This is a genomic window from Pseudomonas sp. FDAARGOS_761, assembly GCF_013343155.1.
Classification (GTDB): Bacteria; Pseudomonadota; Gammaproteobacteria; order Pseudomonadales; family Pseudomonadaceae; genus Pseudomonas; species Pseudomonas aeruginosa.
Genome location: NZ_CP054572.1, coordinates 2,379,484 through 2,393,837, shown reverse-complemented (window position 1 = coordinate 2,393,837; position 14,354 = coordinate 2,379,484). Strand labels below are relative to the sequence as shown.

Sequence of the window (14,354 nt, the reverse complement as noted above, 5' to 3'; positions counted from 1 at the left end):
TTCGGCACAACGCACCTCGGCATCGTCGCTGCTGTGACGGCGCCGCTGGCCGACCGTTCAGATTTTTCGCCGACCGTGCCAGGCCGGGGGCCCCTCCCCGGTCACCCCTGGCGGCTCGCCAGCGCCTCGATCCGCGCCCGGCTCTTCGGCCGGCGTACGGACAGCGGCGGTTCGACCCGCATCGGCGGCGCGATCGCGTTGCCCTGGAGATAGACGTCCCCGGTCGGCAGCCGGGCGAACGCATCGTCCTCCTCGAGACCTTCCAGGACCACGCAGGGCGCCAGTTCGCGGCACAGGGCCAGCAGATGGCGCAGCACTTCGGCACCCTTCGCCGAGCGACGTGCTTCGCGGGTATACCGGCAATCGATCTTGATCACATCGGGACGGGCATCGAGAACGAAGTCCAGGTTGTTGTGCGCCGCGCCGAAGTCGTCTATAGCGATGCGCACGCCATGTTCGCGCAGGCGTCGGATGAACTCCCGGGTCGCGACTCTCTCGCCCACGGCGGTCTCGGTCAGCTCCAGCGTCAGCCGCCGTGCCACCTGCGGACGGGCGGCCAGCCATCGGCAGACGGCTTCCCACCAGGCATCCATCGCCGCGCTCTGGCGCGACAGGTTGCAGGCCAGGCGCAAGGTAGGCTCGGCGTTCAGCCGGTCGAGGACCGTGCCCAGCACGCAGCGATCGAGCAGGCGTATCAGGCCGAGCCGCTCCAGCGCCAGGATCAGTTCCTGGGTCGGCAACGGCGGCTCGCCGCTGGCGGCCGTGACCCTGAGCAGGGTTTCCCGGTAGAGCGGCTCCCATTCCGGATGCCCGGCATGCCGTACGGCCTGCCAGTCCAAGCGCACCCGACCGCGCGCCAGGGCGGCCTGGAAACGCCGGGCCAGGCGCAGGTCGCCGGCCAGGGAGGCGGCAACGGCCGGCGGGTGCTCGTGCTGGCGAGCCTGTGGGGAACTGTTCACTGTAGAGCTTTCCTTTCCTGGCGGCTGACGCCGTTGTCGTCGATCCAGTCGAACGCCACCTCGCCGCGCGTCCCGCCGTCCACCCGCCGCGGCAGGCCGAGGCGTCGTTGCGAGCGCGGAGCCAGCAGCGTTCCGGGCAGATCCAGGCGCGTCTCCCCTATCTCCAGCGCCAGCCCCGCCAGGGACACGAAGTACGGCGTCGGGTTTTCCACCCGCAGGGTCTCGTCGCGCAGCGCGAAGCCCAGTTCGGCGGCCGCGTCCTCGGCGTGCGGATGCAGGCCGTGCGGGCGGTACAGCACCTTCATCTGGGTTCGCAGGGTGACCGTGAGCCGGGGCCGGCCAGCGGCCTCGGCGGTGGCTTGCGGGGGGATCTCGTAGATGTTCAGCCAGTACAGCGATTCGCGATCCCGTGCCTGGGCCTGGCCGGTAGCCAGCAGGCGCAGGCTGCGCTGGCGTCCCGGCTCCAGGCGGAATACGGGCGGCAGCGGCAGGAACGGAGCCAGCGCGGTATCCGGTTCGCCGTCGAGGGCGCCGTCATCGACCCACGCCTGCACCAGCACCGGGTAGGGATTCTGGTTGACCAGCAGCAACGAGGCCTCGCGCTGGCCCTCCACGAACACCAGGCGGGTGCGCTCCGCGGTCACTCCGGCCTCGCTCGTCGGCGCGAGGCAAAGCATGGCCAGCAGCGCGAGCGCGCGCCTACTGGACACGGATCACCACCTGCGCCGTGGCCTCGACTCGCCCCGCCGTGACGCCGGGCTGGCTGCCGAGCGCGAGTTTCTCTAGGCGCGCGCGGAAGGTTTCGCGGTACAGGTCGATGCCGCCGCTACCGCCGTTGGCCTGGGTCGCGCCACCGATGGCGGGGTACCAGCCGGTGGCCTCGGCGTTGCTGCCGCCGGCGGAGTTCTCGTTGGCCAGGAGCGTCATCGGCGTGCCGTCGCGGTAGATGCGGATGCCGACCCCACGGGCAATGCCCGGCTCCCCGTAACGGTCGGAGAGCAGGTAGGACAGTCCGCCACTGGCGTTGACCAGGCCCAGCACCGGGCTGGCCGCCAGGGCCCCGCTGGACACGCGGATGCCCAGCGCCGTGGCGCCGGCCCCGGTGCCGTTGGTCATGCCGCTCTGGCACTTGAAGGTGAGTTCGAAGGGCGCCTCGCGCACGCCGCCGCTATCGATCTCGGCCAGGGTGATGGGCGGGAACTGCACGTGCGGGGTGACCGTCATCACCGCGCAGGTGGGATAGCGTTTCAGGGTCACGTAGCGGTACAGCCCGATGGCACCCGGCCAGTTGCTGTACCAGCCGCCCCAGTTGCCGCCCACGTGCGCCTGGCCGACGGTCGGCGCGGTCAGGCCCGGCCCCTTGATGGCGATGTAGGCCGCCGGCTGGGTGTAGGAATAGGGCTGCGAGAGGATCGTCGGCGAGTAGTAGCGGATCGCCTCCAGCGGCGCGCTGTACAGCTCGGCGCGTACCGCTGCGAGGTTCTTCGCCTTGACCAGCTGGAAGCCGCGCGAGTCGATGTCCAGCCCGGAGAGCTGGCGCTCCTTCCAGATCGGCGTGATGGTTTCCCCCGTCTCGACGTTGGTCAGGCGCAGCAGCACGTTGGGCCAGGCGGTCCGGTAGGCATCCTGCAGGCCGATGTCGTTGCCCACCGTGTCGGCGCCGGTGTAGTAGCCGCTATAGAGATCGTCGCCGTTGGTAGAAAACATCTCGTAGACGGCGTCCCCGGCGCTACAGCGGAAGAACACCCGCTCGGGGTCGTAGCCGCCGGTGGCGCCGTACTGGGTCAGCGGCGCCACCGCGCTGGCGATGAGCGTCGGATAGGGCTGGAAACTCTCGTCGCTGACGTTGACCACGCTGGGCAGGCCGAGCGAGCCATTGCAGGTGTCGCAGGCGCCGGTCCAGCTGCCGGCGGTACCTTCGCCTGGGCGGATCTGGGTGGTCGAGGTGGTCGTCTCGCTGCCTACCGAGGTGACCCGGTAGCAAGTCGCCTGGCCACTGACGGGAAGCCCCAGCGACACGCCGAGGGCCAGCGCGGGCAGCAGAGGAAGCGTGCGGTTCATCTTGCGTTCTCCAGGTTGGAGTCGGTGGTGGCTGCCCGGCAGGTACCGCGCAGGCGGATCAGCGCCTGGTCGCGAGGCACACCGGCCAGGTCGTAGGGCAACTCGCAACGCTCCTTGCGCGCCGTTCCCCATTGCACCAGCAACCTGCCCCGCTGGTTTTCCGCGCGCGCATAGACCTGGCCGCCCTGCCCGACCATGCCGATGGCCGCCCCGCCGTCGTCGACCACCACGGCGCCGAGCGGCAGCACACTGCCGTCCTCGCGCCGCGCCTGGATCAGCAGCGGATGGCCGGTCAGCGTCCTGAACGTCACGCGCACGCTGGCACCGGCGTAGGGCGCGACCTTGCGCTCGGTTTCCAGCAGTTCGGCGTCGGGATCGATGCCAACGGGATCGAGGGAGATCGGGTTGTAGCGATAGGGCGACAGCGAGGGGGCCAGCGCATAGCCGTTGCCGTCGATGCGCGCGCCCTGCCCGCCGCGTATCGCGGCACCGCTGGCGCCCTTGGCCTCGACCAGGGCGAAGGTATCGCCGACGCTGGGGCCAAGGGTCAGCCCGTCGCGGTGGGCGACCAGCGCGCCACGGATGCCGCCGCTGTATTGCCGGTAGCGATCGCCCTGGGCATAGCCGGCATTCACGGTGGCCAGCGCCGCCTGCTTCTGCAAGGTGCCGTTCCAGGTGGTGTCGGCGACTTCGCTGTCGCGGTTGGCGGACAGCGCGTAGCTCCAGGTACGCTCGTCGCCCAGCGTACCGTTCAGCCCGGTTTGCAGGCTGCCGCCACGGCTGTCGCCGGAACGCCGGGTAGCCATGGCGCTGAGCGTCGGCGCCCGACTGGAAGAACCCAGCGGCATGGAGACGCTGAGGGTCAGGGTGTCGTTGCGCTGGCCGCTGCGCCGGTCGCGCCGGAGCAGCTCGACGCCAGGGTCCTGGTCGCCCTGCTCCTGGTAGTAGGTGGTGGTCTGCCGCGACCAGGCGAGGTTGTAGCTCAACTGCCCCCAGGTATTGGAGTAGCCGAACTGCAACTGGCTATCGCGGCTCTTGCCGTCGTAGAAATCGCTGGAGGAACCGGACAGGTAGAGGTTGCCGTAGCCGCCCAGGGCCTGGCTCACCAGCAGGTTGAACTGGTTGCGCTGCTTGTAGCTGCCGGAATCCCAGGTGTCCCCGTGGCGCAGTGCGTCGCGCGAGCCGAGCACGTCGCCGAGTTCGCGGTAGCCTTCGGTGGAATAGCGGTAGCCGGCCAGGGTCAGGGTAGTGCCGGTGGGCTGGAAGGTCCGGCTGTAGTCGAGCCCGATGCGCCAGCCCTGCTTGCGCGCGCCATCCTCGACGCGTGCGCTGGAATAGGTGCTGTTCAGGCCGAAGGCGCCGAAGCGGGTGGCGAGGACGCCGCCGCCCAGCATGGCCAGGTAGTCGTCGGCGACACGCAGTCCCAGGTTGGCGGTCAGGGCGTTGCTCATGCCGCGCTGGTAGGTGAAGTCGGCGAACAGGTCGTCGCCGTCACCGTACTGGCGCGCCTGGCCCAGGGTGAAGCTGTAGCGCGACAGGCCGGGACGCATGGACTCCGGGACCGAGGCGAACGGCACGCTGAAGCTCGATACGCTGCCATCGGCTTCGAACACCTGGACATCCAGATCGCCGGCATAGGCGCTGTCGTAGAGATCGTCGATGACGAACGGACCGGGGGCGACATTCACCTCGCGGATCTTCCTGCCGTTCTGGCTGATCACCACCCGCGCCGCGGTGGCCGCGGTGCCCCGCACCTGCGGCGCATAGCGGCGCAGGGACTCGGGCAGCATGCGGTCGTCGGTGGCCAGGCTCAGGCCGCGGTAGCCGATGCTGCCGAGCAGGTTGCCGGCGGTGTAGCTCTCCCCCGCCGTCAGTTCGCTGCGCCAAGCCGGCAAGGCGCGCTGGGCATAGGTGCGGATGCCGTTCCACTTGCGCCTGGCCTGCCCGTTGTAGCGGGAATAGGTGTAGTTGGACTGGTGGCGCAAACGCCACAGGCCGAGGTTGATGCCGCTGTTCAGGCCGACATAGGCGTAGTCCGATCGTCCCGATTCGCCGCCGCGGTAGTCGGAGCGATAGAGGTTGGTGTCGTAGTTGACGAAGCCCATGCTGTCGCCGGCGTCCCACTCCTCGGGGCTGACGTAGCCGCGCGGCTTGAGGTCGAGCAAGGCCTGCGGCACCGAGAGGTCCAGGCGCAGGCGGGCGACGTCCAGGCTGAACCGCGAGCCGGGCAGGCGCGTGTCGAGAAAGGCGCAGTGGGCACCTTCGTCGCTCTTGCGCGGCTTTTCGCCAGGCTTGGCGCCGAGGCGCTGGCGCAGGAAGTCTTCCTCGAGGCAGGGCTCCACCGCGCCGCTGGCGGGGTTGGCGCGGAAACTCACTTCGCTGCGGCTGGCGAAGCGCTCGTTGAGGTAGACATCGACGTGATAGCGACCCGGATCGATCCGACCGTCCTGGTTGAAGCGCGACAGGTCGCCGCCGCCCAGGGAAGAGCCGAGCAACAGGCGATCATCGAATTCGTAGCCGGGCTGGGCATGACCGAAGGCGCTCGCCGCCAGCGCCATGCCGCCCGCCATCAGGGCCGTGCCGGTGCGGCAGCGGCGTTCATGGCGATAGATCATGACGGATATCCATATGGGCGCCGTAGTCGTTGATCAGCAGCGCGTGCAGGCGCACGCGTCCCGGCGGCAGGGCTTCTCGGGTTTCGGCCTGCCATTCGGCATGGCTGCGCGGCTCCAGCATGCCGCTGCGCAAGCGCCAGCGGCGCTGGCCGACGCTGAGCGTGGCGCTGGCGAACGAGGCGTAGTAGCCGCTCGGGTTGTCCACCCGCACCGCCCAGCCGGCGCTGCGCCGGACCAGTGCGAAACGCAGTTGCCCGGGCAGGTCCTCGGGACGGCCCTGGATGCCCGCCGGGCGGTAGAACAGCTTCAGGCGATTGCGCAGCATCAGCAGCATCTGGTTCCGATCCGCATGGCTGCTGTTGCGTGGCGGGATCTGCAGGACGTTGAGATGGAACAGCGATTCGCGATCGCCCGGCAGGCCCTGCCCGGTGTAGACGATGCGCAGCGTCTGGCCGCTGTCCGGGGCCATGCGGAATACCGCCGGGTTGACCAGGAACGGCGCGTCCGCCTGGTCCGGCGGCGCGTCCGGGGCGTCGATGTCGACCCAGGCCTGGACGACGTTGGGAAACGCATCGCGATTGCTCAGTTGCACGGTCTTCTCCCGTGCCTCGCCGGGATAGATCACCCGGGTCCCGGTCACCACCACGCTTGCCCGCGCCTGGGCGATGCTCGCCAGCAGGACGAGCAGAAGCGCCGATGTCCTGCCGGATCGGTACGAATGTCTGGGCATGCGGCTTACCTGGCCGGGCACGGTCCAGCGACCGGGCCCGGCTTTAGTGCTGGGAAAAGGAAGGGGCGGCGCATGCGCCGCCGGCATTCACTCGTAACGCAGCGTGTAGGTCACGGCGCCGAGTACCGGACCGGGCGTCACGGTCGCCGCTTCGGAGACGTACTGCACCGCGTAGTCGTAGCTGGTGCTGGTGGCTCCGTTGGCGAGCACGATGTCGCCGGCGGGCACCGCCGCGCCGCCGGCCAGGTCGACCGGGTTGCCGCCGACGCTATCGAGCAATTGCAGCGCCACGCCCGTCGCGCCGCTGGCGGCGGTGTTCACCAGGTTCCCGGCGGCGCTGGGGTTGGTGGCCTGGAACAGGGTGGTGAAATGCTCGTCGGCCGTCGGCGCGACGCAATCGGTGAGTTGCAGGGTGAAGGCGGTTTCGCCGGCGCTGCGGCCCACTGCGCCATCGAGGGCGCTCACCGGTACGCTGTCGAGGATCACCGTGGGGTCGGTGAAGCCGTTGACCGCGACCTGGCAGGTCTGGTCGGTCACTTCGCCGCTGAATGTGATAGTGTTTGCCGCCATCGCGGTTCCCGAAGCGGCAATTGCCGCAAAGGCCAATACCACTGCGCATGGGTTCGAAGTTCTGGTCATGCCTATGTTCCTTGTGTGAGGCAATAATCGTCCACCCGCCTTTTATTTCGGCCGGGAACGCGGTAAAGACTCGAACGAGTTCAAATCGATAATCAGTGGTGCGAACCACCGATATAAGTATCCCGTGCACAGGCGTCGAGGTGAACGCCGAACGGCGGACTTATAAATCCGTTCGAGTGCCCGCCATTCGGGGAATTGCCTCGTTTCGCAGGGTACCGCCGCCTCTTCGCGCTATCCGTCGACATTGCAACGCTTGTATTTCCGACTATGGAACTCTGGCATCCCGGCCTCTCTTGCTTGTCTTCGCCAGTTTGGACTTATAATAAAAACCGTCATCCGTGTAATGCATGGATGGTGCCATGCAGTTAACTTCCAAGTTGGAAGTATGCACTTCCCTGTTATTCAACGAATAATTACCTTCGACTTTTCCCGGGCAATTTCCATGTTCACCCGCAGGCGCTTCTCCTTGCGCAGCAAGCTTTTTCCGCCGCCGCTCAGAAGTCCGGTGCGCAGACGAGTGCCAACGGCGGCGTGCGCACTCTCGTTGCAAGTGGGCGCTGCGCCGATGCTGTTCGGAGAATCCGTCTTGCGACAAGTCAACAACTCGAACCACGGCTTCGCCTAGCATTGAAAAAGTTCCTGCACGACAGTTGTCGGGCCTGTTGGTCGTCGCTCTGCCAAGTGCCTGGACATATTTCCGTTATCCACTGATTCGGAGTCCAACGTCGCCGAACGTGCCGGCTGCCGCGACTCTCGAAAAAATAGCCTGGAGAAACTCCGAAACAAACATTGCACATGGACCGTCGTCGCAACGGTCTCCCTCAATAGTTATTAAAAGAAGAGGTTCGCACCCATGGCAGGCAAGCATTACCAGGATGCCGATGTGCATGCCGCAACCCTATCCCGCCTCCGACTGGTATTCCGGAACTTCGAGCGCGTCTGTGTCGCCTTCTCCGGTGGCAAGGACAGCTCGGTCACCCTGCAATTGGCGCTGGACGTGGCACGCGAGTTGGGACGCAGCCCGGTGGACGTACTGTTCATCGACCTGGAGGGGCAGTACCAGGCCACCATCGATCACGTCAGCGAGATGCTCGGGCATCCCGACGTACGCCCCTGGTGGGTCTGCCTGCCACTCAACCTGCGCAACGCCTCCAGCCTGGAGGAACCCTACTGGTGCTGCTGGGAGCCCGGCGCCGAGGCCGACTGGGTGCGCCCGCTGCCGAAGCACCCGGGGGTGATCAGCGACCCGGGGTTCTTCCCCTTCTACCGCTACCGCATGGAGTTCGAGGAGTTCGTCGCCGGCTTCAACGCCTGGCTGTCCAGGGAAGAGCCTACCGCGTTCCTGGTCGGCATCCGTTCGGACGAATCGCTCAATCGCTACCTGGCGGTCAAGCGCAGGAGCCGGGCGAAACAATGCGCCTGGACGCCGCCGGGCGGCTCCGCGCCGCTGGCCTGGAGCGCGCGCGACCGGGCCAACCCGCAGGCGGTGAGCTTCTTCCCGATCTACGACTGGCGTTTCGAGGACCTCTGGCGCTGCGTCGCCGACCATGGCTACGCCTACAACCGCCTCTACGACCAGATGTACCGCGCCGGCGTGCCGTTCTCGCAGATGCGCATCTGCCAGCCCTATGGCGACGACCAGCGCAAGGGCCTCGACCTGTTCCACCGGATCGAGCCGCGCACCTGGTTCCGCGTGGTCCGGCGCGTCGCCGGCGCCAACTACGGGGCGCGCTATTGTCGCCAGCGCTTCCTCGGCTACCGTGGCGGCCTTGGCCTGCCGCCCTCCTTCGGCACCTGGCGCGAGTACAGCCAGTTCCTCCTGCGCAGCATGCCGCCGCCCCTGCGCGGCATCTACCAGCGGCGCATCGAGCGTTTCATCCTCTGGTGGAAGCAGCACGACTATCCCCTTGCCATCTGGCCGGACGCGGGGATCCCGGCCCTGGAGAATCGTCGCAAGCAGCCGTCCTGGCGGCGTATTGCGCTATCCCTGCTGAAGCAGGACATGGCCCGCTCGCTGTCCTTCGGCTTCTCCCAGGCCGATATCGACAGACTGGTCCCCGGTCGGGAGAAGCGCTCGTGATCCGCCCGCAAGACTGCGAGATCCTGCAGTGGCGCTCGTTCGACGACGAGGCCGCCTTCTTCGCCAGCATGGGCCGCTTCTTCGCCAGCGCCCGGGTGCGCCGCGAATGCGGCGGCTACCCGCTGAGCGACGGTCCCTACCACCGCTGGTTCGTGCTCCGCCGCCAGGGGGACACGCGGATACTGGGGTTCGTCAGCCTGGAGCAACATCCCGACGTGGTTCGCCTGCGCGATGCCTACCTGCGTGCGGAAGCGCGCGGTCGCGGGCTGTTCCGCACCCTGCGCGAGCGGGTTCTCGGACATGTCGACCAACTCGGGCTGGCCTGTACCACCCGCGCGCCCCAGGCCTGCGCGCGCCTTCTCGAACCGCACGGCTTCGCCGTGCATTCCACCCGGGGTAGCTGGGTGACGCTCATGAGGAAAGCCCATGGCACAGACAAAGACACTGACGGAGCGGGCCGAGGCGCTGTTCGGCGAACTGCACGGGTTGCCGCTTGCCGAGCGGATTGAAGCCATCAACCGGATCCGCCGGCTGCTCCACGCGCACAGTCCGTTCGCCGAAGAGCCGGTCGATTGCGTGCAGTGGGTGCGTGCCGAGCGCGTCGCCGGCAACGACTACAACCCCAATACCGTCGCGCCGCCGGAGATGCGACTGCTGAGGCTGTCCATCGAGTCCGACGGATTCACCCAGCCCATCGTCGCCTATCCGCAGGCCGACGGGCGCTACGAGGTGGTCGACGGCTTTCACCGCCTGCGCGTGGGCAGCGCCAAGGGCGCGCTGCGCCAGCGTTTGCACGGCTACCTGCCGATCGCCGCGATACGCGCCGGGCGTGAAGGCGACAGCGAGCGCATCGCCGCCACCATCCGCCACAACCGAGCACGCGGCGTGCACGGCGTATTGCCGATGACGGCGATCGTGGTGACCCTGCTCAAGGCCGGCTGGAGCGAGGCCGACGTGGCCCGCGAACTGGGCATGGACAATGACGAGGTGCTGCGTTTCAAGCAGGTTTCCGGATTGCCCGAGCTGTTCCGCGAACACGTGTATTCCCGCTCCTGGGAGTAGCGGGCGGCGCCGTCGGCCGCACCGCTCGCCCAGGCTCAGGCCGCGCCGGTGGTCAGGCTGATGTGCTTGTACTCGACGAAGTCGTCCAGGGCGGCGACCCCGTTCAGCCGGCCGAGGCCGGACTGGCGGTAGCCGCCCTCCTCGAATTCGTCGTAGACCTTGGCCCAGTCGTTGATCCACACGGTGCCGGCGCGGATCTTCCGCGCCACCCGGAACGCACGCGCGACCTCGCGGGTCCAGACCCCGGCCGCCAGCCCGTACTCGCTGCGGTTGGCCAGGGCGACGCCCTCCTCCTCGCGGTCGAATACCTGCAGGGTCAGCACCGGTCCGAAGGTTTCCTGTTGCACGATGTCCAGGTCCGGATCATCGACCTCCAGCAGGGTCGGACGGTAGAAGGCGCCGGCCGCCAGCTCGCCCTCGGTTACCGGGCCGCCGCGGACCACCACCCGCGCGCCGGCGGCGATGGCCTGGCGTACGGCTCGCTCGACGCGCTCGACGTTGGCCTTGTCGATCAGCGGCCCCATGTCGCTGCGCGGGTCCGCCGCCGGCCCCACGCGCAGGTTTTCCAGGCGCTGCGCCAGGCGTTCGCGTAGCCGTTCGGCAACGCCGCGCTGCACCAGCAGGCGCGAACCGGTCATGCAGAACTGCCCGGCGAACACCGTCAGCGACTTCTCCAGCACGGGCAAGGCGGCGTCCAGGTCGGCGTCGTCGAACACCAGGTGCGGTGTCTTGCCGCCCAGTTCCAGGCCGAAGCGCTTCAGGTGCCGCGCGCCGGCGGCGGAAATCGCTCGTCCGGTGGCGCTCGAGCCGGTGAAGCTGATCACCGGCACCTCGGCCGCGTCGATCAATCGCCGGGCGCCTTCGGAACCCGATTCGCTGAAGATGTTCACCGCCCCGGCAGGCAGCGACGGCGCTTCGGCGATGATCCGCGCGACCAGGGCGTTGGTCTGCGCGGTCTGCCCCGGCATCTTCACCACCGTGGTGGTACCGGCGGCCAGCGCCGGCGCCAGGGAGCGGATCATCAGCACCACCGGTGAATTCCACGGCACGATGATGCCGGCGACGCCCATCGGCTCGCGCAGCACCAGCGACACCACGTCGGGGCGCGGCGTGCCGCTGGCGCCCCGTTCGCTGCGCGCCAGGCCGGCGTAGTAGCGCAGCTTGCCCGGCACCATGCCGACCTCGAAGGCAGCCTCGGGCTTGATCTTGCCGTTCTCCAGGGCAAGCAGGTCGATGAGCGCATCGGCATGCCGCTCGAAGGCCGCGGCGATTTCCTCCAGGGCTGTCGCGCGCAGCGCGTGGTCGTCCTTCCAGGGACCATCTTCGAAGGCGCGCACAGCTGCGGCGATCGCCGCATCGGCCTCGGCCCGCCCGCCGTCGGCGTAGGTGCCGATCGACTGGCCGCTGGCCGGGTCGAAAGATTGTCCCCGCTGCGCGGAATCGAGCCATGCGCCATCGATCCAGTGTCTGGCGTGTCCGTTCATCTGCAAGTTCTCCTGGGTCGGTCAGGCGATGCGCTGCGCGAGGTGCTCGGCAACGGCGATGGTGGTGATGTTGGTGGCCACCGAAATGGCATCGGGGAAGATCGAGGCGTCGATCACCCGCAATCCTTGCAGGCCATGCACCCTGCCCTCCAGGTCGACCACCGCCCAGCGCTCGCCGGCACGGCCCATCGGCGCGCTGGAGGTCGGGTGGTGGTAGGTATCGAGGGTGGCGCGGATCGCCGCTTCGATCTGCGCATCGCTGCGTGCCTCGGGCCCCGGTCCGAGTTCGGCGTGGATCAGCCCGGCGAGCGGTTCGCTGCGGCCTATCCGGCGCGCCAGCTTGACCCCTTCCAGCAACCGCGCGCGGTCTTCGGCCTCGGCGAGGAAGTTCAGGTCGATCAGCGGCGCGACGGCCGGGTCGCGGCTGGCCAGACGCACGCTGCCCAGCGATTGCGGCCGGGTCAGGGCCACGGCGAGGACGAAGCCGACCCCGGTCGGGCTCATCTCGGCGGGGAACAGGTGGGTGGCGGTGATGTGCAGGTCCAGCTCGCCGTTCTGCGCCCGCGAGCTATGGGTCCAGAGCTTGGCGCCGATCACCGGCGACTGCGCGCCGATGCGCTCCGGCCGGGCGGCATAGGCGTTGTAGTAGAACGGATGGTCCTTGAGCCGGCGGCCCACCGGCAAGTCGGCAAGCAACGGGATCGACAGCGCCTTCAGCTCGTCGGCCGGGCCGACACCGGAGCGCAGCAGGATCGCCGGGCTGCCGTAGGCGCCGGCGCTGAGGATCACTTCGCCGGCGTGGATTTCCTCGCCGGAGGCCAGGCGCACGCCCACCGCGCGCTTGCCTTCGAAGAGCACCCGGTCGACCAGCGCGTCGCCGCGGATCGACAGGTTGGCGCGAGCGCGCACGGCGTTGTCGAGATAGGCCATGCCGGTGTTGACGCGCACACCGTTGACGACATTCATCGGGTACGGCCCGACGCCGTTGGCGTCGGCGCCGTCGAAATCGGCGATGGCCTTGAAACCGTTGGCCAGGGTGGCGTCGACGAAGGCCCTCTGCATCGGCGAGAGATCGGCGCGGCTCAGTTGCCGCACCGGCAGCGGTCCGTCCCCGCCGTGCAGGGCCGGGTCGCCGCCCTGGCGGGTCTCCAGGCGGCGGAACGCCGGCAGCAGGTCGTCGTAGGACCAGCCCGGCAGGTTCCAGCGGGCGAAGTCTTCGCGCCGCGCGCGGATCGCCACCGCGCCGTTGATCGCCGAGCTGCCGCCGAGGACCTTGCCGCGGATCGCATGGATCGGATGCCCGATCGCCCCCGGTTGGGACTGGTAGCCCCAGTCGCTGGCGGGGTCGCCGCCGACGCTGTCGCTGCTGGCGATGATCCTGGGGTAGTCCCAGGCCGGATAGGCCTGGCCGGCTTCCAGCAACAGTACCCGGCGGTCGCCGCGCTCGCTCAGGCGCCGGGCGAGGGCCGCGCCGGCGGAGCCGCCGCCGACGATCAGCACATCGATCCTGCCGCCATCGAAGGCCTTGCGGGGCGTTTCCGCCGTGGCGCTGGCCACGCCGGGCGCGCCGCCGAGCAGCGAGCCCAGGGCGAGCGCGGCGGAGCCGGCGACGGTCTGCGCCAGCAAGGTGCGGCGCGCCGGGTTTTCGGGTTGGTGCATGGGGTTCTCCCGTATCCAGATCGATTGACGGGAGCAACGCTATGCCCGGCGCGCCCTCGGCGACAGACAGCGGAAGGCGAACCGCTGGTTCGGTTTTTCCGAACTCAGCCCGGCGGCAACAGGCCACGCTCGATGAGCGCGCGGTCCCAGGGCGCCGGATCGCCGATTTCCTCTTCGAGGAACTGGCCGAGGACGAGGATCTTCCGGGGCGTCCGTTGGGTCTTGCGGTAGACCACGGAAACCTGCCCGCCGTCCGGCGAGTAGCCAGGCAGGACCGGCAGCAGCTCGCCGGCCAGCAAGGCTTCGGCGGCCAGGAAGCTCGGCAGGATCGCCAGGCCGAGCCCGGCGCGCGCACCTTCGAGCAACTGGTGCCCGGAGTCGGTGCGCATCCTCACCCGGATGCGGAACGAGGCCGGTTCGCCGTCCACCGGCAGACAGAGCATGCCGCCGGGCTCGCGGTTGTAGTAGACCAGCCCGTCGTGCGCCTGTAATTCCTCGGGATGCTGCGGCACGCCATGCCGCGCCAGGTAGTCGGGACTGGCGCAGAGCAGGTGGCGGTTGGCGGTGATCGGCCGCGCCACCAGGCAGGAGTCGTCCAGCCGGCCCATGCGCAGGGCCATGTCGAAGCGCGGTTCCTGGAGGTTGACGAAACGATCGTCGGCCTGCACGTCCACCCGCAATTGCGGATGGCGCTCGGCGAAGCGCGCCAGCAGCGGCGCCAGGTAGCGCGGAGTGAAGGCCAGCGGCGCGGAGAGGCGCAACTGGCCGCGCAGGTCGTCGTCGGCGTCGAGCACCGATGCTTCCGCCTGCTCCAGCTCCTGTAGCAGGCGGCAGGCATGTTCGTAGTAGGTGCGACCGGGGTCGGTGAGACTCAGCGGCCGGGTGCGGTTCAGCAGCACCCGGCCCAGGCGCCTCTCCAGTTGCTGGATACGCTGGCTGACTTGCGACTTGGTGGTGCCCAGGCGGCGGGCGGCTTCGGAGAAGCTACGGGCGTCGACCACGCTGACGAAGGTGGTCATTTCGGCAAACTTGTTCATCGGTGTCCTTCTGCGATCCGCCCCCGCG

General features: G+C 68.7%; 12 protein-coding genes. 3 read left to right on the top strand and 9 right to left on the bottom strand.

The genetic code is table 11. From position 1 onward, the window contains the following. Window positions 1-101: 101 nt before the first annotated feature. From FOC67_RS11245 to FOC67_RS11220, 6 genes are all read right to left on the bottom strand, one after another. A complete protein-coding gene (locus FOC67_RS11245) occupies window positions 102-959 on the bottom strand; it encodes an EAL domain-containing protein (RefSeq protein WP_003109869.1) in 858 nt (285 codons plus the stop codon). Beyond that, window positions 956-1,669, bottom strand: coding sequence for a molecular chaperone (locus FOC67_RS11240; RefSeq protein WP_031627711.1), 714 nt, complete (start codon window positions 1,667-1,669; stop codon window positions 956-958). The genes FOC67_RS11245 and FOC67_RS11240 overlap by 4 nt, the downstream gene beginning before the upstream one ends. Further along, on the bottom strand, window positions 1,659-3,020 hold the full coding sequence (locus FOC67_RS11235; RefSeq protein ID WP_009315700.1) for a fimbrial protein: 1,362 nt from the start codon (window positions 3,018-3,020) through the stop codon (window positions 1,659-1,661). The genes FOC67_RS11240 and FOC67_RS11235 overlap by 11 nt, the downstream gene beginning before the upstream one ends. Next, a complete protein-coding gene (locus FOC67_RS11230; protein ID WP_174707725.1) occupies window positions 3,017-5,635 on the bottom strand; it encodes a fimbria/pilus outer membrane usher protein in 2,619 nt (872 codons plus the stop codon). The genes FOC67_RS11235 and FOC67_RS11230 overlap by 4 nt, the downstream gene beginning before the upstream one ends. Next, window positions 5,619-6,365 carry a molecular chaperone gene (locus FOC67_RS11225; protein WP_003088863.1) on the bottom strand — a complete coding sequence of 249 codons (747 nt, stop codon included), beginning with the start codon at window positions 6,363-6,365 and terminating at the stop codon, window positions 5,619-5,621. Before FOC67_RS11225 ends, FOC67_RS11230 begins: the two co-directional genes overlap by 17 nt. Window positions 6,366-6,452: 87 nt before the next feature. Continuing rightward, complete coding sequence (locus FOC67_RS11220; RefSeq protein WP_003120281.1) at window positions 6,453-7,004, bottom strand: fimbrial protein; 552 nt, start codon at window positions 7,002-7,004, stop codon at window positions 6,453-6,455. An 853-nt stretch (window positions 7,005-7,857) separates the two neighbouring features. Between FOC67_RS11220 and FOC67_RS11215 the strand changes: the two genes are divergently transcribed. From FOC67_RS11215 to FOC67_RS11205, 3 genes are read left to right on the top strand one after another with little or no spacing between them, the layout of a single operon-like run. Continuing rightward, on the top strand, window positions 7,858-9,084 hold the full coding sequence (locus tag FOC67_RS11215) for a phosphoadenosine phosphosulfate reductase (protein WP_009315698.1): 1,227 nt from the start codon (window positions 7,858-7,860) through the stop codon (window positions 9,082-9,084). Then, a complete protein-coding gene (locus FOC67_RS11210) occupies window positions 9,081-9,593 on the top strand; it encodes a GNAT family N-acetyltransferase (protein ID WP_003088854.1) in 513 nt (170 codons plus the stop codon). The genes FOC67_RS11215 and FOC67_RS11210 overlap by 4 nt, the downstream gene beginning before the upstream one ends. After that, window positions 9,511-10,146 carry a ParB/RepB/Spo0J family partition protein gene (locus FOC67_RS11205; RefSeq protein ID WP_003088853.1) on the top strand — a complete coding sequence of 212 codons (636 nt, stop codon included), beginning with the start codon at window positions 9,511-9,513 and terminating at the stop codon, window positions 10,144-10,146. The genes FOC67_RS11210 and FOC67_RS11205 overlap by 83 nt, the downstream gene beginning before the upstream one ends. Before the next feature lie 35 nt (window positions 10,147-10,181). On the opposite strand, the gene FOC67_RS11200 is transcribed toward FOC67_RS11205, so the two are convergent. The 3 genes from FOC67_RS11200 to FOC67_RS11190 all read right to left on the bottom strand — a co-directional run bounded on the left by FOC67_RS11200 (window position 10,182) and on the right by FOC67_RS11190 (window position 14,326). After that, window positions 10,182-11,630, bottom strand: coding sequence for an aldehyde dehydrogenase family protein (locus FOC67_RS11200; RefSeq protein WP_009315697.1), 1,449 nt, complete (start codon window positions 11,628-11,630; stop codon window positions 10,182-10,184). A gap of 21 nt (window positions 11,631-11,651) precedes the next feature. Beyond that, entirely contained in the window at window positions 11,652-13,289 is a 1,638-nt protein-coding gene (locus tag FOC67_RS11195; protein ID WP_174707724.1) for a GMC family oxidoreductase, read from the bottom strand. A gap of 104 nt (window positions 13,290-13,393) precedes the next feature. Further along, on the bottom strand, window positions 13,394-14,326 hold the full coding sequence (locus FOC67_RS11190; RefSeq protein ID WP_009315693.1) for a LysR family transcriptional regulator: 933 nt from the start codon (window positions 14,324-14,326) through the stop codon (window positions 13,394-13,396). Window positions 14,327-14,354: the final 28 nt, after the last annotated feature.

What these genes read in the sequence shown, in the direction of transcription:
- FOC67_RS11215 (WP_009315698.1), top strand. Translation starts at nt 7,858, where the DNA reads ATGGCAGGCAAGCATTACCAGGATGCCGATGTGCATGCCGCAACCCTA.
- FOC67_RS11235 (WP_009315700.1), bottom strand. Translation starts at nt 3,020, where the DNA reads ATGAACCGCACGCTTCCTCTGCTGCCCGCGCTGGCCCTCGGCGTGTCG.
- FOC67_RS11200 (WP_009315697.1), bottom strand. Translation starts at nt 11,630, where the DNA reads ATGAACGGACACGCCAGACACTGGATCGATGGCGCATGGCTCGATTCC.
- FOC67_RS11205 (WP_003088853.1), top strand. Translation starts at nt 9,511, where the DNA reads ATGGCACAGACAAAGACACTGACGGAGCGGGCCGAGGCGCTGTTCGGC.
- FOC67_RS11230 (WP_174707725.1), bottom strand. Translation starts at nt 5,635, where the DNA reads ATGATCTATCGCCATGAACGCCGCTGCCGCACCGGCACGGCCCTGATG.
- FOC67_RS11225 (WP_003088863.1), bottom strand. Translation starts at nt 6,365, where the DNA reads ATGCCCAGACATTCGTACCGATCCGGCAGGACATCGGCGCTTCTGCTC.
- FOC67_RS11195 (WP_174707724.1), bottom strand. Translation starts at nt 13,289, where the DNA reads ATGCACCAACCCGAAAACCCGGCGCGCCGCACCTTGCTGGCGCAGACC.
- FOC67_RS11220 (WP_003120281.1), bottom strand. Translation starts at nt 7,004, where the DNA reads ATGACCAGAACTTCGAACCCATGCGCAGTGGTATTGGCCTTTGCGGCA.
- FOC67_RS11190 (WP_009315693.1), bottom strand. Translation starts at nt 14,326, where the DNA reads ATGAACAAGTTTGCCGAAATGACCACCTTCGTCAGCGTGGTCGACGCC.